Below are 18902 nucleotides of genomic sequence, written 5' to 3'. Positions count from 1 at the left end.
ATGCCACAAGCTGTGCCACGCCTGACACACTTTCAGCGCATGACGCTGAATACGCGGGAAATATGGTGAGCCCGCCACCCCCGTAATGGCCGGTTTGGCCCGGGCTACTCGGCAGTACACAACGATCCTTCTGCCTCAGCGCGACAAGGGGTCCGGGAGTCCCTGTGCACCCGCAGCCCATAGGCCGCCCACTGAACCACCCGCAGAATGCACTGAACTCGGCATTTCAGTGTGTTCGGCCAGCCTCGAATCGGCATGGCCGGATGAGACTCGGCTGCAGCGTGCTGGGCGGTTCGCTCAGTGCGACTTGCCGCACCAAGCAGCACCGGTGGCGTGTTCGCGGAGCCAGCGGCAGTAGGCCGGATCGATGTCGGGGGTCAGGCGCTCGAATTCACGAAGTGCGTCTGCGGTGCCGGTAAGACGAGCGTGGTGGGCTGCGCGAGCGGCGAGCAATTTGGGTTCGTTCGGTGCGTGGCTCAGGCCTGCCTGGGCAGCGGCGAGGGCGGCGGGATGGTCGCCGCGCTCGGCGTGCAGGTCGGACAGGTCGAGATACAGAGACCAATTGTCCGGCTCCAGAGCAAGTGCGCGATGGAATGCGGCGGCCGCTTCGTCCAGGTTTCCGAGAAGCCGCCAGGTTCCGCCCCGGACGACCTCGGTCAGCATGGTCAGGCCGACGCGGTCGGCGCGGTCGCACAGCGCCAGCGAATCGTCTGCTCTGCCCAAGAGGCGGAGCGAGATCGCCATTCCGGCAAGGTCTTCGGGGACCAGGCCCGCCCGAGACGTAATCGTCTCGACCGCCCGCAACCAGGGGCGGGCGGCGGCGTCATCGGGCACCGCCGCATGGTCGAAGAGTAGATACACCGCCTCGCGCACGGCTTCGATGCTTACCCCGGACAGGAAGGACGCGTTGGCGAACCAAGGAGCGTCAGCCCATGCGATATGCGGGCTGACGCCGCTGAGTGCACCGAGGGTAAGCGCGGCATCGTCCATCCGACCGTCCAAGAAGTGGGCGAAGGCCAGGATCGGCGCGACCGTCGGGTCGTCGGCGGACAACTCACCGAGCGCGGGCAGCAACTCGACCGCAGCTGCGTAGACCTCGGCGTCGGACGGCGCGGATGCGATCGCACGAGACAGGTGGCGGGCGGCCTGTTCACGATCACCACCGCAGTGCGCCAACACGTTTGCCAGGATGACATCGACGGACATCCAACGATGGTATGGGATATGGATCCGCCGTCTAGACCCGAAATATGTTGGAGCCACGGGCATTTGACACATGTAGTGACCTATACATCGGTACTCCGGCAATCCGAACCGGTCGCCGGGCCATCTTCGGTGCAGGGATATCGACAGTTATCCGGAACTCGGCAATAGCGGACGTTCTGCACCGCACCAGGTTCCGGCCGCCGGTGTCCCGTGCTGGCCGGTTCGGTCAGCATGGTATGCGGCATGAGCGTGCGTTTGCTGCCGTTCGTTGAGCTGATCCCCGCTTGGAAATCACCGCTCACGCGTGTAAGCGGACTGTTTTGTCGGTGTTCAGGGCGCTACGGCTGTCGGCCAGGTCGAGTATCTATTGTTCTGGCAGCAGGCTTTTGGCGAAGGGCATGGCGTGGACGAGCGGGGTTGGGGATCTGCCTACCAGCAGTACAACAACGATGGGCTGATCGAATCGGTACGGGAGGACATGCTCACGCTGGCGGTGCTGCTGGCCGACAGTGTTCCTGAGGTCGCGGACAGGGTGCGTTCGACACCGGATGATCCTCGGCGAGAGCTGACCTATGCGTTGGGTGAACGCTGGATGTCGGCGAATTTCGATGTCAAGCAAGACCTCTTGTCCGTGCGGGACGGACTGGAGTCGCTGAAGTCCTACCCTGCCGGGACACGGTGGGAGTGGCATCCCGATTTCCTGGCCGAGTACGAGGATTGGGATTGCGGTGACCGACTGGAGGTGTTCCTGGAGTACATCGGGGAGAGCCTGCGCGAGCGCGGGTTCGCGTTGGTCTCTTTGCCCACCTTCTCCGACGACTACGACTTTGTCGTGATTCGTGAGGCCGACCTCGTTGCTCGGCGAAGCGGAGCCACCGACCGCTGGTGTCAGATCGTGCAGCCGGGAACGTTTTCGCGGACCGTCCGGCGGCTTGCCGACCGCAATGCCGTGGGCAGGCGTGCGGTCATGAGCCAGTGGGACCGGTTCGCCGAAGACCTCGCCGTCATGCTGCGCAAGCAGATCGGCGCCAGCGTGATTCTGGACTTCCGGGTATCGGAGACGGTCTGGGTGCAGATGAATCAAATAGGCATCAAGCGGTTGGCGGTCGGGATGGAGCCCTCGATGTTCGCTGAGAACGATCCGAGCGAACTGGCGAGTGAAGGCTGGACGCTCAGTGATGACGAGTGGGAACACGACAACTGGTGGGAGATAACGCTGTCGAACGTGCCCAACGTCTGCGACAGCATCGCGCGAAGGCTGGTTACGGCACTCCGGCGGTCCGGGGTTGGTTCTCCTGAGGAACTGACTGCGGAGGCCTGGGAGCCAGAAGATCATTCAAACCGTCCCACCGGGCATCGTCGAAAGTGACTGCGTCGCTGATCTTCGCTCTGTTGCATCGTCGGCAGAAGCACCCAACGGCGTGCTGCGATAACCGCCTGAACCCGCCTCATCTCGGGCCGTTGGCATTCGAGCCGCGCGTCTCACCGACATGTCCCCGTCCGGATGTCTCCCGCTGGCGCCGTTGGCCGACGGACACCTCGAGGGTGAGAAATCCACTTCGGTCACCTGGTCGGTGCGGTGGTCACCCAGTTGGATCGGTAGGCGGCCCAGTCCGCGGGTGTGGCGGTGTAGTCGACGAAGAGGGCTACGCCGAAAGCGGGCCGTGTGGGATCTGTGCGGCCCAAGCCCAGCCGGATCGCTCGGATTGCCGCGTCAACGGTTTCCGCTGAGCTGTGGTGGGCGATGTTCTCCGTCTGATAGGCCGGTAGGCCCATCAGTAAGTCGACGGATGGGGGCGTTACCTGTAAGGCGAGTGTGGTCTGTTCGGCGACGTAGCCGCCGTACATGAATCGGTAGGGCATGGCCGTGTCGTAGGACATCACGGCGATTTGATCCACCCGATGTGCCGCCGCGGCGAAATACGCTTGCGACCACCACTTTTCATGTCCGGCGACGGCGAGGTAGGGGGCGTGCAATCCAGGTAGCGGGTCGATTTGGGGAGCGGCGATCGACAGCAGCGCGTGACGGCCCGTGGTGAGGGCATGGGCTTGGTCCAGCAGGGTCAGGAAATCGGCGGTGCCCGAGCGAATCGGCTCGAAATCGTAATGCACGCCGTCGAATCCGAGATCCAGTAGCTGTCCGGTCGACGTGAGGATATTCCCCCGCACGTCGGGGGCGTCGAGGTGCAATTCGTCCGGGTACTCCGGGGCGACGAAGTTTCCCAACCAGGCCTGTACCCGGGCGTTGGGAATTTCGCGGTGGACGGCGTCGACGAACCATGACGCGTTGGGATGCCGGTCGTCGGGCAGGCTTCCATCGGAGTCGAGCGGACCGGAGAAGACGTAGAGATCCTTGATGCCGGTGTCGGCCAACTGCGCCTTCAACGCGGCGACGTCGCCTTCGTCTTTGCGACCATCGATCCACTCGTGCCCCAGCCAGAGCGCGTCCCGACCCCTGGTGTGCGCCGTCGGCGTCCCCGCATACTCCAGCCGCAGCGCGACCACCATTCCGCCGACCACGGCGGTGACGAGCCCCAGCACCGTCAGCCCGGCGATCCACGTTCGTCGCCACCACAGCGACCACCGCATGCGCTCCCCATTCGTCACCGAACGTCCAGACTATGGCACGGCGAATGGCTTCGCGCGGCGAGCCGATCAGCTTTCAGTTGCCGTGGAACACATGATTCGGTGACCCGCGCGGGCGGTGTTCGACACGATCAGCCTGGTCTGGGCCGACGGCACCTATGCGGGTGGGCTGATCGGATGGTCGAAATCGGTTCTGGTGCTGAGGATTCAGATCGCGAAGTGCTCCGATTCCGCGACCCGGGTTCGAGGTGATTCCACGCCGATGGGTAGTCGAACGCACGCCGGCGTGGATCTGCCGACGCCGCAGATGCGTCCGCGACTACGAGCGGCTACCCGAACACCACGAAGCCATGAGCCTTTTTCAACCTGCCTGAGTGATGGTGTTCAAAGCTGTTGAATGGCAGTCACTCTCGACTGGACTGACCGGACGTATCTCGTCGATCGCCCAGTACGCGCCCACCACATCGCGTAACTCCTCGATCTCGCACATCGTAGGAGTGCCCGACGTTGTCCCGCACCCACTCGAATGACCTCCCGGGCACAGTCGATCTCGTTGTCCGATGTCGATCGAAGCTCGGCCCCTAGCGCGCGAACCTCCGGGTGGTCAACTTCGATGATCGGGTCGCCGGCCAGATAGGCGGCTGGACTCAATGCGGCAAGCGGTGCAAACGACATGACTGAACCTTAGGACGATCGGCTTCGGCCAGACATCGTGTAATCGGCAATAGCGGACGTTCCGCCTGGCCTCGGATCGGCACGGCCAGTTGATCTTCCGATGCCCCACGCCGGCCGGTACGGTCAGCGCGGTATGCGGCAGGAACGGACGTTGTGTAATACGACGATTCTCGTGGTCGAGACAGGTTCGGTTGCGCGGTCACGGAGTCGCGAGCATTATGCTGTCGGATGCGCTATTGCGGCGCAGGCGATTCGACCGTCTCGGGCAGCCGGTCACTGTGAAGGCCGATGAACGAGGGTTGCCGGAGAACACCGTCTTCGGTCAGCTCTCGGTATTCGACGAGGGCCACGAGGATCGGATCCACCCAGGTCGTCGAATTCATGACGGCAGTCGGAATAGGTACGGCTACCGGCGGGCTCTCGCGTTGAATCCGCGTGAGTACGGTGTAGAGCTGTTGGCGCCAAACGCGACTGAAGCCGGTCCCGACCGCCCCCATCCAGCGAAGATGATTCTCCCGATCATGTGCGGCCAGTACAAGAGAGCCGAATGTTGAACTGTTCGAACCGGATCCAGGTGTGAAGCCGACGATCACGGCATCGGTCGAGCGACGCAGTGGGAATTTCCGCCACGCCGGCGACCGGCGACCTGGCGTGTATGTCGATCCGGTTTGCTTGAGTACGACACCCTCCAACCCATTGGCCTGTGCGGCCTGCAGCAATTGGTCGAGATCCGCGTCAAGCCAGGTCGGTGGCACACGGATTGCGTCTCCGTCGAGCGCCAAGGATTCCAGCAATTCCCTGCGCTCCAGGTACGGCCGGTTCATCACAGAGCCGCCGTCGAGAACGAGCAGATCAAAGATGAAGTACTGGACTCTGACCTCGGAGATCAGTGCCTGCGTCGGTCGCTCCACGTGCATTCGCCGCTGCAGTCTCCCGAAGAGCGGCGCTCCTCCAGGTCCTGGGGCAACGATTTCTCCATCAAGAACCAGCCCCCGCAGTGTCGTCGCACCGAGCAAGGCTTCAGCGAGCTCAGGGTAGCCAGCCGTGATATCACGCCCATTGCGGCTGAAGAAGCGAACCCCCTCGGATGAAATCCGCGAAATAGCGCGCAACCCATCCCATTTCATCTCAGCCGCCCACTCCCGGCCGAGAACCGAAGGGGCCGGGCCGGACGTCGCAAGCATGGGCGCAGGCACGCCTTGCATGCACGTAGCATATCAATAGCAAATACAAACCGGTTTGTACTTTCATGCGGATCCGACGGGCAGCACGGATCGGTCGCGAGATTCACCCGGCTTGCAGTGACGGCCGAAGAAGGATCGATGGATGCGCGATCGACCTTCACCCGAATCCTTTGTGCCGCAGCAAGGACAGAACTCGGCGAGTTCGAACTCCACGCATTACCGGTATCACCGTGCGTCCCCTTGACCAGCGACCCGAACGTGGCCCCGAACCCGCGCCGGGTGTCCAGCCCGTCACCACCACGTCGGTGTTCAGCGCCACCTCCGGCAGCCGCCTTACTGGCCGGAGAGGCCGGACATGACTGTCGCGGCGGCGGACATCTGGTGAGGACTCGCCGGACAACCCACCGTTTCGGGTTTGACCAGCCGATGAACGGGCATTGCCCCACTATGTTCACAATCATCGGGCTCATCGCTCTGCTGGGTGCTGTGACCGTGGGTGTGGCCGGGATCCAGGCCAACAGCGGTGGCGCACATGTGCTTCCCAATGGCTTCACCGTTTTCGACCACACCTATCACGGATCCACGGGGCTGCTGTTCGCCTACGGGATCCTGATCGGCACGGCGGGATTCATCCTCACGCTGGCCGGAATCTGGACCACGTCGCGGCGCGGGGTGGTCGCACGGCGCGAGCTGCGCTGGTCGCGGCGCGAGATGGCCGCGGCGCGAAAGGAACTCGCGAAACCGGTGCCGGCGGCCACGGCGGCGCGTAACGTGAAGCAGCCCCGGCAGCCGGTGGTTCCCGTGGCCAAGACGACGCCGAAACGTGTATTCGTGAAGCCGAATTGGTCGGTCAGCCGCTACCTCAACCGTCCGGGGACACCCGCGAAAACCGAATCCGCCGTCAAATAGGACTCCGGTCCGCAGAGGACAATCGAATGCTCGCCGTGCTCGGCCTCGCGTTGCTCGACGCGGGCTGGCTCATCGCCACCCCGGCCCTCACCGCCCTCGGGATCATCGTGCTGACCGTGGCACTGATCCGCTGGCTGCTGGGCGCACCCGCCCGCTACCTCGCCCATCCCCGATACTGATCGCGACCGACCGCGCCGACCGAGGTTCGCCCGGTCGGCTAGCGTCGCTGACATGACGGTGACGGTGTTGGTTCCCGACGACCATGGTTTCGCGGCGGTCTCCCGGCTCGAGGGGGCGCGGCCGCTGCGCTACACCCTCGGCGAGCCGCTGCCCGCCGGGGCGGATGCGGCGGAGGTGCTGGTGCCCGCCTTCCTCGCGAATCGGCCGGAGAGCATGGCACTGGCGCGGTCGCTACCGAAGCTGCGGCTGGTGCAGCTGCTGACCGCGGGCGCCGAAACATGGGTGGGCGCGCTGCCGGATCAGGTGATGATCTCGACCGGCCGCGGTGCGCACGGGGCGAGCACCGCCGAGTGGACGCTCACCGGATTGCTCACGGTCTACCGGGAATTCACCGAATTCGCCGTGGCGCAGCGCGAACACCGCTGGATCCAGCACCGCACGGACACCTTGCACGGCAAGCGAATCCTGATCATCGGTGCGGGCGATCTGGCAACGGAGTTGCAGCGCATGCTGCTGCCCTTCGACACCACAGTCGAACTGGTCGGTACACGTGCCCGGGAGGGCGTGCACGGCGTCGGCGAAATCCCTGACCTGCTCCCGCATTTCGATGCGGTCGTGCTCATGGTTCCGGTCACCTCGGCCACCATCGGCATGGTCGATGCGGCGTTCCTGGCCCGCATGCCCGACCGCGCGATTCTCGTCAATGCCGCCCGCGGCCCGGTGGTCCGCACCGACGACCTGCTGGCCGAACTGCAATCCGGCCGGCTGCGCGCCATCCTCGACGTCACCGACCCGGAACCACTGCCCGCCGACCACCCACTGTGGGACGCACCGGGGCTGCTGCTCACCCCGCACGTCGGCGGCAGCAGTAGCGGAAACCTGCAGCGCGGCTGGGCCATCGCCACCGCGGAGATCGCACGCTACCTGGCGGGCGAGCCGCCACAGAACCTGATCAACGGCGAATACTGAACCGGCGCAGCCGATCCCACCCTGCTACAGGGTGTCCTTCCCGATCGGCCGATTGATGCCACGCCACTCACGCTCCCAGCGCGCATAGCGTCTGGCGTCGAACACCGTGCCCGTGAACCACACGGTCGCGGCGGCCGCACACCACGTCTCGACCAGCACCGCGAGCCCGGTCCCGATCCCCTCGGCGGCCGCGGCTCCGGGCCGCGCGGGCGCCTGCGTCGGCTGCCCGTTCTTGATCCACACCGTCACCGTGGCCCCCGCGACCTGCGGTCCGGGCACGTCCACGGTGGCGGTCTCGGTCTTGCCGTCGCTGTTCCACTGCACGGGCGCCTGATACCGCGCCTGATTGCCCGCGTAATGATCCGAATCCGGCAGCCGCACGGCAGCCGCGGTCTCGGTGGCCGTGACCCTGACCTTCCCCGCATCCTGCGCCGCGATCCGCTCCTGCGCGCCGGTATAACTTACGCTCCCCACCGCCCCAGCCACCGGCACCGCCGCGACCACGACCACCACGGCCACCGCCCGCAGCACCACCTCGGCCCGATCCGAGACACGCAGCAGCGGATTCGGGTTCCATGGCCGCACCCGCCAGAGCCGAGTCGGCAACGAAGGACGCATCGACACCTGGACCGCCTCTCCACGCGTCGTCGTACCGCTTACATCGGTAGCTGTACCCCCTTCGATACGCCACCAACCAGCCGAACGTCAAGGTCAGCGCGTCATGACTCCGCTACGGACCAGCCAAATCCGTGACACATCATCTTTTGCGGGCCATCGACCTGTTGGGGAGGATGAATCCGTCTCGGGAGGCGGGGCGCATTCCGCCCAGTTCGTACCGGCACTTTGCGCAGGGGTTCGTGGCTGCGACGCGGGAGATCAATGCTGCGGTCGAGCGGATGATCGAGCGTGGACATGTTCGCTGCGACTTTGACCAGGGCGATGGTCACGCTCGGCGCGGAGCAGCGGCCGGAGCGGGTTGTTGTGCGAAATCGGTTCGATGACAGTGGAATTCGAGACGAGTAAAGGGGGGTACGGTCCTCGGCCTAATCAGCCATGACGTCGCCGGTCGGGCGTGGCGCGAGGAGATGTCGGTGCAGGAAGGACAGTTCTGCTTCGACAGTCTCTTCGTGCGATTCCAGATAGGTCGCGTAGTGCCCGCCGGGTACGCGGACCAGCTCTGACTTCGGGGCTTGTGCGGCGACACGGAGTGCGGGGGCGGTGAGCGCGGATTGGTCCTGGTTGCAGGCGATGACCAGGAGGGGGCAGCGGACGTGGGAGGCGTGGCGGCCGGGGCGGTAGAGCGCGGTGCGGAGGGCCGAGCGGGCGGCTACGGACTGTTGCCAGGTCGGGTATTTGCCGTTGGGGCCGAGGGCGTGCGGCATGTCCGGGGCGTCCGGTGTCGTGAGGGCCGCGACGGTTCCCGGGTCGCCGACCAGGGGAATCAGCACGGGTGGCCTGCCGACCAGACCGGCCGCGATGTCGAGGAGGGCGCGGCCGGTGAAACGCAGCAGGGCTAGGGGCTTCTGGTGGCGAGATGCGTTGCGGGAGATCGCGGGTCCGTCGGCATGGGGAGATTGGGCGATCGCGGCGGCCAAGCCCGGGTGCTGTGCCGCGATGTTCAGGACGTGGCCGCCGGACAGCGAGTGGCCCCAGAGGGCGAGCTGGGCCGGGTCGACTTCCGGTAGGGCCGAGGCGAATTCGATGGCGGCTCGCCAGTCGTCGAGTTGCTCGCGGACGCGGACGACCTGGCGGGGCATGCCGCTACTTTCGCCGAGGTGCCGATAGTCGAAGGCGAGGACGGTGAATCCGGCCTGATGGAATCGTTCGGCGAACCGGTCGGTGCCGGGTTCCTTGGTGACCGCGATGGCTCCGGCCATGATCACGCAGGCGCCGTTGGTTCCTGGATAGTGCCAGGCCACGCATTCGTCACTGCCGCTGGTGAAGCGGCGCTTCTTCCGTTCGATGGACATTCGCACACCGGCCTTTCGGTGGGTCCTTGACACCATGAAGTGAACCACCTGGTTCACTTCATGTCAACGACGAGGACACCCGCTGTAATACGGTGCGGGACAGGACTATTCGACGGCGGCTTCTTCCCGGTCCAGGGCGCGGGCCAGCGCCTCGAGCCCGGCCTCGGCGCCGGCGGTATCCCCGCTGGTCAGCCAGTCGATCAGGAAGCCGCGCAGGGCCGCCAGAATCAGCTCGGCCACCTCCCGCTTCCGCCGCTCCGGCCAGGCCACCGGGCACAGTGAAAGCAACAGCGGCAGATACTGTTTCGAGGCCTCCCGGCCCAGCGCGGCGTACCGCTGCTGGTCGTACATCGCCAGCCCGATGGCCTGATCGAGGACTCGCAGTCCGGTTTCCGCGTCGACGAGCACCGGCCACAGCGCCCGCACCCGCGCCGACAGCGTCGGCTGCTGCCGGTCGAGTATCGCGAAGGCGGCGCCGATCCGCCTGTCCCGCAAGCGCACGATCGCCTGCGCGAGCAGGTCGTCGACGCCGTCGAAGTGGTAGAGCAGCACCTTGTGGGTGGTGCCGGCCGCCCGCGCCGCCCGCCGCAGCGAGAAGTCCACCAGGCCGTTGGCCGCGAGGTCATCGGTGACCCGGTCGAGCAGGTCGTCGCGCCGGGCCGTACCGCGAGCCGAACCCGTGGATCGCCGGTAGCCCGCGGGCTCCACGGTACCGGGCTCGGCGTCCGCTTCCTCGGGCTGGGACGGTGTCGTACGGGCCATGCGGATGAACCTACCTGCGGCGGGCAGGGGCGGGCTCAGCGCACGTAGGACAGGATGCTCATCATGCCCGCTTCTCCGTGGTAGGCGTTGTGGCAGTGCAGCATCCATTGGCCGGGGTTGTCGGCGTCGAGGTCGACTTCGACCGTCTGCATGGGCAGCACGATGGAGGTGTCCTTGCGCGGCCCGGATCCGGCTCGGTCGACGAGCTGGAAGGTGTGGCCGTGCAGGTGCATCGGGTGGTACATCATGGACTGGTTGCGAAAGCGCAGGCGGATCCGCTGCCCCTGGAAGACATTCAGGGCGGTGTGGTCGGGATAGGCCCTGCCGTTGATGGTCCAGACGTATTTCTTCATGTCGGAGCCGAGGGTGACGTCGAGGGTCAGATCGGGCCGCCTCGCCTGCAGGCGAACCGGTTCCGCGGCGGTGAGGCGATCGGCCGTCAGCGGCGCCACCGCGAGTTCGGCCGGTTGCACGTCGGGCGGGGGTGGCGTGCCGCCGCCGGTGCGGATCAGCGCGAAACCGCGGCCGATCTTGCCTTCCGCGGCTGCGACCAGCGGGAAGACGCCGTCCGCCGGTTCGACGATGACGTCGTAGCGTTCGCCCATGCTGATGAGCAGGCTGGAGGTGGTGATCGGCTGCACCGGGAAGCCGTCGGTGTGGGTGACCCGCAGCTGATGTCCGCCGAGGGCGACCCGGAACGCCGTGTCGGCGGCGGCATTGATGATCCGCAGCCGGATGCGCTGCCCCGGTCGCGCGGTGACGACGGCGGGGTCGCTGCCCACGCGGCCGTTGATCAGGAAGTACGGGTAGGTGACGTCGCCGGCGTCGGAGCCGAGCGGCGCGTTCGGGTCTGCGGGCGTGGACATTCCGCCCGAGCCCATGGTCATGCCGTCGTGGTTCATGCCCGGCATCCCGCCCATGCCCATGGCCATGCCCGCCATGCCCTTGTCCCGCAGGGCCTGCAACTCCTTGTCCGGGTCACGTCCGTTCACGCCGTCGAGCCAATCGTCGAGCACCACAACGGCTTCGGTGTCGTAGTCGCGGCCGTCGGCGGGATCCTCGACGATGAGCGGTGCGTACAGGCCCCGGTCGAGTTGCACCCCGACGTGCGGGTGGAAGAAGTAGGTGCCGGAGTCCGGCGCGGTGAACTCGTAACCGAAGCTGCCTCCGGCCACGATCGGCGCCTGGGTGACGTCGGGGACGCCGTCCATATCGTTGCGCAGGGCGATGCCGTGCCAGTGCACCGTGGTCGGCGCCGGAAGCGCGTTGATGACACTGGCGCGCACCACCTCGCCCCTGGCGATGCGGATTTCCGGGCCTGGTACCGCGCCCCCGAATGCCCAGGTCGGCACCTGTACGCCACCGAGGTCGACGGTGGTCGGCTCGGCGCGCAGCGTCACGTCGCGGACGGCGGCGCCGGCCGTGCGGCGGGCGGCCTCCGCGGCCCGGACCGCCTCGGAATCGGGCCGCACGAGGCTGGGCGCGGCTGTCGTGTTCTTCGTGCACGCGGCCAGTGTCGCCGCCGCCGCGCCACCCGCTCCGAGCGCTAGGAATCCGCGCCGGTTCAGTGGCGACGCGAGTGGAAATCGATTGGAGGACATGACTTCTCCCTGGTTGGTCGAATGTGCGGAACGCCGCGCCGTGGTCGGCGGCGGCCGGGATCACGAAGTCGGCCGCGACCGGTGGGCGCGGCGGACCTGTCAGATCCGCAGAATCGACAGTTCGGCCAGGGTGGGGACCGTCCACGGCGGTGGACGGGCTCGATGGATTCGCAGGGTCGGGAAGTTCGGTGGGCGGGCGTCACGGGGCCGGTCGCCGGCCCAGTGCAGCAGCACGAGGCCGATCGCGACCGTCACCGCCGAGAGGACGAGGAATTCGCAGGCATGACCGAGACCGTGCCCGCCGGGCTTGTCGCCGTGTGTCCCCGCGTCGTGTCCCGGCTGCGGGGCGGAAGGCATCGCGACCATCGACGAGGACATCTCGGAACCCAGCGTGCTGCGGTGTGCCGAGAACACACCCGCATGCATGGCGGCGATCCCGAGCAGGAGCGCCAGCAGCCCGAGCAGCCGGACGTATCCGGTCACTCGCCGCGCAACACGCGGATCAGCCACGTCAGTCAGCATAGCCCGGCTCGGCATGCCACCCCCTGGGGGTATCTGCGACGAACCTTATGCGCGGCGGCCCGCATCACAGCACCCACCGTGCATATACCCGATAGGGGTATTAGCTCCTCCCATGTCGAACAACCCGCCCACCGACGAGCCACGAGACGGGGCGACTGTCCCCGCCCCCGCGACCCGCCCCAGCCCGTCTCCAGGAAGTGATTCCGATGCGTTCCGCGCCCATGCTCACCTCGCGCGGCGTCGTGCATCTATCGACCGCTACTTCCAGGTCAGCAGCTCACCGACCGAGAGCCTGCCGCTCGGAATCGCATTCGGCGCACCCGTCGGCAGCGGATCCGGGTACCCGAGGGCGATGGCGTGCCGCGGCAGCCATCCCGGCGCGAGCTCGAGCAATTCGGCTGCGCGAGAAACGTTCTCGGTGGGATGCAGCGTGGTCGGGCAACTGCCGAGCCCCTGTTCGGCGGCGGCCAGACACAGCGACTGGGTCAGCCGGCCCATGTCGAACTCGGTGTCGGCGAAGCCGTTGTCCTGAGAGGCCAGGACCAGCACCAGGGGCGCGGCGGCGAGATGGACGGCATAGCCGCCGAGCCGGGACAGCTCACCCTGCGCCGCCGGATCGGTGACGGCGACGAAGCGCCAGGGCTGCCGATTGCGCGCGGAGCCGGTCCAGCGGGCCGTGTCGACGATGCGCTCGACCACGGGGATCGATACGGGATCGGCCCGGAAATGTCGCACCGCCCGCAGTCCCCGGATCGCTTCGTTCACTCGGCAACCCTATAGCCATCCCGTAATCCGAATGAGACGGCCTTTCCTCACATCCACGCGGTGGGGCGGGGTCAGGGAGGTGCTCGCAGCGGTTACAACGTCCTACATCGGCTCGAGCGGTGCGCGGACATCGCTGGACGCGATCTTCGCCGAAATCGGCGGTTACGGTTCTGGAAATCCGCCGGGTACCCCACACCGCCGGTATCGATCGGCGACCGGTGTAACGTCGGGTTCCTCGGCGGCCAAGTGTCGAGGACTCGCGCACATGGGAGGACACACCGTCCTCTCGGCGGTCGCTTGCGCCACGTATGAGCGACCGGGCTCCACCCTTGCCCGAAGCACTGCACGATCCCGGCGCAGTGTGGATCGCATCCGCACCGGCACGGTGCAACCCCGCGAAAACTGGGCAAACCGCTAGCGGCCGGTTCAAACCGCAATCTTCCAGGAGGCTGCCATGGTCGGCGAAGGTGTTTATCGAGTGCGGTTCTGCGAGTCGTGTACCGCGACCACCGAGGAGGCCACGAAGTTCCACGACCTCCTCAAAGGGCTGGGTGGGATGGTGGTCTACGGCGCCTATCCGGCCCCGCTCGTGATCGGTATTGCGGTGGATGCCGCCGAGCACGTCGCATCCTTCCCGTTCGTCGAATCCGTGGTGTCGGTCATCGACAACTCGGCGGTGAGCGGGTAGCCGGCGCCACATCAAGGTGTACCGGTGTCCTTCACACTCGTGTCTATGCTCAGTCCCTCGGCCTATCTCGCCGGCGATCCGATCATCGAGGTCGATCACCCATCGGTTCGGGCGCTGGCCTCCGAGATCCGAGCACAGTCTGACAGCGATATCGACTGCGCCCGAAGGTCATTCGAGTGGGTTCGGGATGAGGTCGCGCACTCCTACGACGCGCGGGACTCCCGCGTGACCCTGCGCGCCTCGGAAGTGCTCGATCAGCGTGTCGGCCTCTGCTACGCGAAGTCCCACCTGCTCGCCGCGATCCTGCGGGGGCAGGGCATCCCCACTGCGCTGTGTTACCAGCGGCTCACCCACGGCAACGGTCACGTCCTGCACGGCCTCGTGGCGGTTCATCTCGCCGGCGCCTGGCATCGCCAGGACCCGCGCGGGAACCGTGCGGACATCGCGGCCGAATTCTCGCTCGGCACAGAACGACTCGCCTTCCCGGTCGACCCGCAGCTGGGCGAGATCGACTACCCGCACTTGTACGCCACACCGCCGGATGTCGTCGTCGATGCCCTACGGCAGGCGACCGACCTACTCGCGGTGTACGACGTCGGATTGCCGTCGCAACTCACCTGAATCGGCGTCGTTTCCCCTCACTCAACCTACAGACCAACTGGTCTGTGTAGGCTGAAGCCGGCTCCTGGACTACTGTCTCGACGGGTTCGAAGCAGGGAGGTGCGCCGTGTCACGCGAGGTCGACGATTCGAACGGCGCGTTCGATCTCACCGTCGCGGCCGCTGACGCGCCGGTGTGGATCGTCACCACCCTCGCCGACGGCCAGCGCGCCGGGTGTCTCGTAGGGTTCTCCACACAGGTCAGCATCGAGCCGCGACGATTTCTCGTCTGCCTGTCGAAACGGAATCACACCTATCGTGTCGCAAGTCGAGCAGACCACCTGGCGGTCCACCTACTGTCGCACGAGTCCCTCGCACTGGCGCATCTCTTCGGCTCCGAGACCGGACTCGATCTCGACAAGTTCGAGCACTGTGATTGGCAGGAAGGGCCGCACTCTCTGCCGATCCTGACAGCGACGGCCGGCTGGTTCATCGGCGAGATCCTGGACCATACCGATTTCGGCGACCACGCCGGCTTCCTGCTCGCCCCCACCGGGGCCCGAGCACCCACGCCGGACACCCCCCCGCTCCGCTACGACGCGGTCGCCAGCCTCATCCCCGGCAACCGGCCCTGACACCACAATCACATGGCCAGGTTCCACATCTGTCGCATCATGTCCCTCATCTGCATACACCTCACGATCATCACCTCTTCTGAAATGCCCTCTTACACAGTCGAACAGGCGTCATTTCCGGCGTCGATGGAAGGTTCGGACGCCTACCACGGCGCGAAGAACCGGCGGTTCACCGCTCGGCCCGATGCTCCGGCGTGATCGGGACAGCGCGGGCGAGCGTCAGCGGCAAGCGGGGGAGACGAAACGAACACTCGGCGGAAGGAAACCAACGCCATGGGTAAGACAAGCGAAACCGGCATCACCGGCACCCGCGCCAAGGACTACAACGCTCTTCCGGTTCCGCCGATACGGCCGTCGGAACCGATCCCGCCGGTGGAGCCGGGGCAGCCCATTCCGGAACCCGCGCCGCCCATGCCCTTTCCCGCACCCGGACCGCCGATTCCGGTGCCGCCGGATCCGCGTCCGCAGCCCGTGCCACCGGAACCTATTCCGGAGCTGCTTCCGCGGCTGCCGACGGGTTGGGCAGTTCCACCGGGAGGTCGGTCAGGGTGATGCGCCGGCCGTGGTGGGTCAGGGTGATGCTGTCGCCGGATTCGAGTCGGTAGGTGGTCGATTCGGCGGTGATATCGACGCGTATCCGGCTGCCGTGCCACAGGATTCGGAAGCACAACCGGTGCAGTTGCTCCGGGAGGCGCGGAGCGAAGCCGAGGTCACCGTCGTGGTCGCGCACGCCGCCGAAGCCGCCCACGCAGCTGATCCAGGCGCCCGCGAGCGAGGCGATGTGGATGCCCGCGGCGACGTCGTGGTGCAGGTCGTGCAGGTCGGTCAACGCGGCCTCGCGGAAATAGTCGTAGGCGAGCGTGAGATGACCGACCTCGGCGGCGAGGACGGCTTGGATGCACGCCGACAGTGAGGAATCGCGGACGGTCAGCGGGTCGTAGTACTCGAAGTTGCGGATCTTCTGATCACGGTTGAAGGCGTTGGGGCACAGGTACATTGCCAGTACGAGGTCGGCCTGTTTGACCACCTGCTGGCGATACAGATCGAAATACGGGTAGTGCAGCAGCAGTGGATAGTTCTCCGGCGGGGTGGCGGCGAAATCCCATGGGGCGTACCGGGTGAAGCCTTCGGACTGCTCGTGCACCCCGAGTTCGTCGTTGTAGGGCAGGTACATGGAGTCGGCACAGTGGCGCCAGCGGGTGAGTTCCGCGGGCTCCACGCCGAGTCGCTCGGCGAGATCCGGCCGCCGCGTACAGGATTCGGCGGCCTCACGCAGGTTCCGGGCCGCCATCAGATTGGTGTAGACGTTGTTGTCGGCCAGGGCGGAGTACTCGTCGGGACCGGTCACGCCGTCGATGCGGAAGTCCCCGGCCGAGTCCTCGTGGCCCAGGCTCATCCACAGCCGCGCCGTCTCGACCAGCAACTCGACACCGCACTCGGTTTCGAACCGCTCGTCGCCGGTCGCGGCCAGGTATCGGGCGGTCGCGTCGGCGATATCGGCATTCACGTGGACGGCCGCGGTGGCGGTCGGCCAGTACCCGGACGCCTCCTCACCATTGATCGACCGCCACGGGAACATCGCCCCGGCCTGCCCCAACTCCCGAGCCCGCCGCCGCGCCTGCCCGAGGGTCGAGTGCCGCCAGCGCAGCGCGTCACCCGCCGCCATCGGCATGGTGTATGTGAGCACCGGCAGCACAAAGGTTTCCGTGTCCCAGAATGCGTGGCCGTCGTATCCGGGACCGGTGAGGCCCTTCGCGGGAATCGCGCGCGCCTCACCGCGCGCGCCCGCCTGCAGCACGTGGAACAGCGCGAATCGCACGGCCTGCTGCAGCTCGGGGCTGCCGTCCAGTTCGATGTCGGCCTGCGCCCAGAAGTCGTCGAGATAGGCGCGCTGACGGTGGAGCAGCTGGTCCCAGCCGATCTCCAGGCCGGCCGCGAGCTCGGCCTCCACCTGGGCGCGCAGCGCGGACGCCGAGCGGCGTGCGGACCACCCATAAGCCAGAAACTTGGTGAGGCACAGGCGATCCCCCGCGGGCACGCCCGCGGCGATCGTCATCCGGGCGAGGTCGTCCTCCGCGCGCACATCGCAGCGGGCGGCCACCGCGACGTCGAACTCGTGGTCCATCGCGGCCGCCATGCGCAGCTGCGACCGCCGGGTGTGATGGACCAGCACCGCGGAGAGGTCACGCGCCACGGCGCACTCACCCACGAGCGGGTGATCGAGCGCCGCGGCCAAGCGGGGATCGTCCGGTCTCGCCGGACTCGGTTCATTGGCGAGCAGATCCGACTGCACGACCACCTCGAGATCACCATCGAGCGGCTCGACCTCGTAGCGGATCGCCGCCACCGCCCGCTCGGTGAACGAAACCAGGCGCTCCGAGCGAATCCGCACGCAGCGGCCGGTCGGCGACTTCCACACGGTGGAGCGGCGCAAGGTGCCGGACCGGAAGTCCAGGACGCGCTCGTGCTCGACCGTCTTGCCGTAGCGCAGATCCATCGGCTCATCCTCGACGAGCAATCGGATGATCTTGCCGTCGGTCACATTGACGACCGTCTGGCCCTCCGCCGGATCGCCGTATCCGGCTTCGGCGTACGGCATCTTCCGGGATTCGTAGAAGCCATTGAGGTAGGTGCCCGGTTTGCCGATCGGTTCGCCCTCGTCGATGGTGCCGCGCAGGCCGATGTGCCCGTTGGACAGCGCGAAGATCGATTCGGTGCGCTGCAGCGCATCGAGATCCAGCCCGCACCAACGCAACTGCCAGGGAGCTATCTCGAATCTCGCATCGCTCATGAGGACTCCTGCAAGTCGGCCAGGTCGTGGACGACGACATTCGCTCCGGCCCGGTACAGCTGATCGGTATGGTCCGGGTCGCCGGTGCGGTCGACGCCGACGACGAATCCGAACGCGCCTGCGCGGCCGGCCTCCACTCCGGCGACCGCGTCCTCGAACACCGCCGTGCGCCGCGGATCGACGCCCAGGGCGTCCGCGCCCGCCAGGAATCCATCGGGTGCGGGTTTGCCCGGCAGCTCACGCTCGGCGAACGTCTTCCCGTCGATGCGGATCTCGGCATAGCGATCCAGGCCGGTGGCGGCCAGCACCGCCGCGGCGTTCGCCGACGAGGACACGATGCCGATGCGCAGTCCGGCCTGCCGCACAGCGGTCAGATAGTCCACCGACCCGGGGTAGGCGCGCACGCCTTCTCGTTCGATCAGCGAGTGCACGAGCTCGTTCTTCTTCTCACCGATCCCGTGCACGGTCTGCGCGTCGGGACCGTCCTCGTCGGAGCCCTCGGGCAGCTCGATGTCCCGCGACCTCAGGAATTCGCGCACCCCGTCCAACCGGGGTCTCCCATCCACGTACAGTTCGTAATCCCGCTCCGAGAAGGGCTGGAATCCAGCCCCGCAGCGCTGGTACAGAAAGTCGTCGAAAGCGCTCTTCCACGCCTGCTCGTGCACCCCGGCGGAGTCGGTCAGCACGCCGTCCATGTCGAACAACACCGCGCTGATCGCATCCGGCAGCCCCAGGCGGTTCCCGGTGACCTCGTCATCGTGCTCCATATGGTTGCCGTACCCGTGGCATCCCGGATAAAACACAATTTCGCCCGGCTCGGCGTGTTTTGCCGTAAATCTTCCGGCCACTCGACGGACTGC

Annotated in this window: 18 protein-coding genes and 1 pseudogene; 8 read left to right on the top strand and 11 right to left on the bottom strand. The window is 66.6% G+C overall.

Going from position 1 to position 18902, the window contains the following annotated elements; translation table 11 throughout:
• Positions 1–297: 297 nt before the first annotated feature.
• Positions 298–1206, bottom strand: coding sequence for a tetratricopeptide repeat protein (locus ACIRRA_RS39120; protein WP_402779267.1), 909 nt, complete (start codon positions 1204–1206; stop codon positions 298–300).
• Positions 1207–1573: 367 nt separating this feature from the next.
• Between ACIRRA_RS39120 and ACIRRA_RS39115 the strand changes: the two genes are divergently transcribed.
• Positions 1574–2575: a hypothetical protein gene (locus ACIRRA_RS39115; RefSeq protein ID WP_402779264.1), complete on the top strand. Its 1002-nt coding sequence runs from the start codon at positions 1574–1576 to the stop codon at positions 2573–2575.
• Positions 2576–2769: 194 nt separating this feature from the next.
• Here ACIRRA_RS39115 and ACIRRA_RS39110 read toward each other — a convergent pair whose 3' ends face one another.
• Positions 2770–3813, bottom strand: coding sequence for a hypothetical protein (locus ACIRRA_RS39110; protein ID WP_402779262.1), 1044 nt, complete (start codon positions 3811–3813; stop codon positions 2770–2772).
• A 218-nt stretch (positions 3814–4031) separates the two neighbouring features.
• Between ACIRRA_RS39110 and ACIRRA_RS39105 the strand changes: the two are divergent.
• Positions 4032–4166: pseudogene (locus ACIRRA_RS39105) on the top strand (IS5/IS1182 family transposase); the annotation flags it as partial.
• A 534-nt stretch (positions 4167–4700) separates the two neighbouring features.
• Here ACIRRA_RS39105 and ligD read toward each other — a convergent pair.
• On the bottom strand, positions 4701–5672 hold the full coding sequence (gene ligD / locus ACIRRA_RS39100) for a non-homologous end-joining DNA ligase (RefSeq protein WP_402779259.1): 972 nt from the start codon (positions 5670–5672) through the stop codon (positions 4701–4703).
• A 426-nt stretch (positions 5673–6098) separates the two neighbouring features.
• Here ligD and ACIRRA_RS39095 point away from each other — a divergent pair, with 426 nt between their 5' ends.
• The 3 genes from ACIRRA_RS39095 to ACIRRA_RS39085 are packed head-to-tail and all read left to right on the top strand — an operon-like array spanning position 6099 to position 7709.
• Positions 6099–6560: a hypothetical protein gene (locus ACIRRA_RS39095; RefSeq protein ID WP_402779256.1), complete on the top strand. Its 462-nt coding sequence runs from the start codon at positions 6099–6101 to the stop codon at positions 6558–6560.
• A gap of 26 nt (positions 6561–6586) precedes the next feature.
• Positions 6587–6739, top strand: a complete 153-nt coding sequence (locus ACIRRA_RS39090) for a hypothetical protein (protein WP_354850676.1) — start codon at positions 6587–6589, stop codon at positions 6737–6739.
• Positions 6740–6791: 52 nt separating this feature from the next.
• Entirely contained in the window at positions 6792–7709 is a 918-nt protein-coding gene (locus ACIRRA_RS39085; RefSeq protein ID WP_402779252.1) for a 2-hydroxyacid dehydrogenase, read from the top strand.
• 24 nt (positions 7710–7733) lie between these two features.
• Here the strand turns inward: ACIRRA_RS39085 and ACIRRA_RS39080 are convergent, their stop codons facing one another.
• The 6 genes from ACIRRA_RS39080 to ACIRRA_RS39055 form a co-directional block, all read right to left on the bottom strand.
• Positions 7734–8327, bottom strand: coding sequence for a hypothetical protein (locus ACIRRA_RS39080; protein ID WP_402779249.1), 594 nt, complete (start codon positions 8325–8327; stop codon positions 7734–7736).
• 425 nt (positions 8328–8752) lie between these two features.
• Positions 8753–9679, bottom strand: a complete 927-nt coding sequence (locus tag ACIRRA_RS39075; RefSeq protein ID WP_402779246.1) for an alpha/beta hydrolase — start codon at positions 9677–9679, stop codon at positions 8753–8755.
• A gap of 105 nt (positions 9680–9784) precedes the next feature.
• Entirely contained in the window at positions 9785–10441 is a 657-nt protein-coding gene (locus ACIRRA_RS39070) for a TetR/AcrR family transcriptional regulator (RefSeq protein ID WP_402779243.1), read from the bottom strand.
• 35 nt (positions 10442–10476) lie between these two features.
• Complete coding sequence (locus ACIRRA_RS39065; protein WP_402779240.1) at positions 10477–12042, bottom strand: multicopper oxidase family protein; 1566 nt, start codon at positions 12040–12042, stop codon at positions 10477–10479.
• Positions 12043–12141: 99 nt separating this feature from the next.
• Complete coding sequence (locus ACIRRA_RS39060) at positions 12142–12552, bottom strand: DUF6153 family protein (protein WP_402779237.1); 411 nt, start codon at positions 12550–12552, stop codon at positions 12142–12144.
• A gap of 270 nt (positions 12553–12822) precedes the next feature.
• Positions 12823–13329, bottom strand: a complete 507-nt coding sequence (locus ACIRRA_RS39055; protein WP_402779234.1) for a nitroreductase family protein — start codon at positions 13327–13329, stop codon at positions 12823–12825.
• Between the two features lie 454 nt (positions 13330–13783).
• Here ACIRRA_RS39055 and ACIRRA_RS39050 point away from each other — a divergent pair, with 454 nt between their 5' ends.
• From ACIRRA_RS39050 to ACIRRA_RS39040, 3 genes are all read left to right on the top strand, one after another.
• Entirely contained in the window at positions 13784–14017 is a 234-nt protein-coding gene (locus ACIRRA_RS39050) for a hypothetical protein (RefSeq protein ID WP_402779231.1), read from the top strand.
• Positions 14018–14062: 45 nt separating this feature from the next.
• Complete coding sequence (locus ACIRRA_RS39045; protein ID WP_402779228.1) at positions 14063–14638, top strand: transglutaminase family protein; 576 nt, start codon at positions 14063–14065, stop codon at positions 14636–14638.
• Between the two features lie 106 nt (positions 14639–14744).
• Complete coding sequence (locus ACIRRA_RS39040; RefSeq protein ID WP_402779225.1) at positions 14745–15251, top strand: flavin reductase family protein; 507 nt, start codon at positions 14745–14747, stop codon at positions 15249–15251.
• Positions 15252–15735: 484 nt separating this feature from the next.
• Here ACIRRA_RS39040 and ACIRRA_RS39035 read toward each other — a convergent pair whose 3' ends face one another.
• Positions 15736–18042, bottom strand: coding sequence for a glycoside hydrolase family 65 protein (locus ACIRRA_RS39035; RefSeq protein ID WP_402779222.1), 2307 nt, complete (start codon positions 18040–18042; stop codon positions 15736–15738).
• Positions 18039–18809 (bottom strand): HAD family hydrolase, encoded by a 771-nt coding sequence (locus ACIRRA_RS39030; RefSeq protein ID WP_402779219.1) that lies wholly within the window; start codon positions 18807–18809, stop codon positions 18039–18041. The genes ACIRRA_RS39035 and ACIRRA_RS39030 overlap by 4 nt, the downstream gene beginning before the upstream one ends.
• Positions 18810–18902: the final 93 nt, after the last annotated feature.

The sequence above is a fragment of the Nocardia sp. NPDC101769 genome, assembly GCF_044766925.1.
Lineage (GTDB): Bacteria > Actinomycetota > Actinomycetes > Mycobacteriales > Mycobacteriaceae > Nocardia.
This window is presented reverse-complemented; position numbering and strand designations above follow the sequence as displayed.

What these genes read in the sequence shown, in the direction of transcription:
- ACIRRA_RS39120 (WP_402779267.1), bottom strand. Translation starts at nt 1,206, where the DNA reads ATGTCCGTCGATGTCATCCTGGCAAACGTGTTGGCGCACTGCGGTGGT.
- ligD (WP_402779259.1), bottom strand. Translation starts at nt 5,672, where the DNA reads ATGCAAGGCGTGCCTGCGCCCATGCTTGCGACGTCCGGCCCGGCCCCT.
- ACIRRA_RS39095 (WP_402779256.1), top strand. Translation starts at nt 6,099, where the DNA reads ATGTTCACAATCATCGGGCTCATCGCTCTGCTGGGTGCTGTGACCGTG.
- ACIRRA_RS39090 (WP_354850676.1), top strand. Translation starts at nt 6,587, where the DNA reads ATGCTCGCCGTGCTCGGCCTCGCGTTGCTCGACGCGGGCTGGCTCATC.
- ACIRRA_RS39085 (WP_402779252.1), top strand. Translation starts at nt 6,792, where the DNA reads ATGACGGTGACGGTGTTGGTTCCCGACGACCATGGTTTCGCGGCGGTC.
- ACIRRA_RS39080 (WP_402779249.1), bottom strand. Translation starts at nt 8,327, where the DNA reads ATGCGTCCTTCGTTGCCGACTCGGCTCTGGCGGGTGCGGCCATGGAAC.
- ACIRRA_RS39075 (WP_402779246.1), bottom strand. Translation starts at nt 9,679, where the DNA reads ATGTCCATCGAACGGAAGAAGCGCCGCTTCACCAGCGGCAGTGACGAA.
- ACIRRA_RS39070 (WP_402779243.1), bottom strand. Translation starts at nt 10,441, where the DNA reads ATGGCCCGTACGACACCGTCCCAGCCCGAGGAAGCGGACGCCGAGCCC.
- ACIRRA_RS39065 (WP_402779240.1), bottom strand. Translation starts at nt 12,042, where the DNA reads ATGTCCTCCAATCGATTTCCACTCGCGTCGCCACTGAACCGGCGCGGA.
- ACIRRA_RS39050 (WP_402779231.1), top strand. Translation starts at nt 13,784, where the DNA reads ATGGTCGGCGAAGGTGTTTATCGAGTGCGGTTCTGCGAGTCGTGTACC.
- ACIRRA_RS39045 (WP_402779228.1), top strand. Translation starts at nt 14,063, where the DNA reads ATGCTCAGTCCCTCGGCCTATCTCGCCGGCGATCCGATCATCGAGGTC.
- ACIRRA_RS39035 (WP_402779222.1), bottom strand. Translation starts at nt 18,042, where the DNA reads ATGAGCGATGCGAGATTCGAGATAGCTCCCTGGCAGTTGCGTTGGTGC.
- ACIRRA_RS39030 (WP_402779219.1), bottom strand. Translation starts at nt 18,809, where the DNA reads ATGGAGCACGATGACGAGGTCACCGGGAACCGCCTGGGGCTGCCGGAT.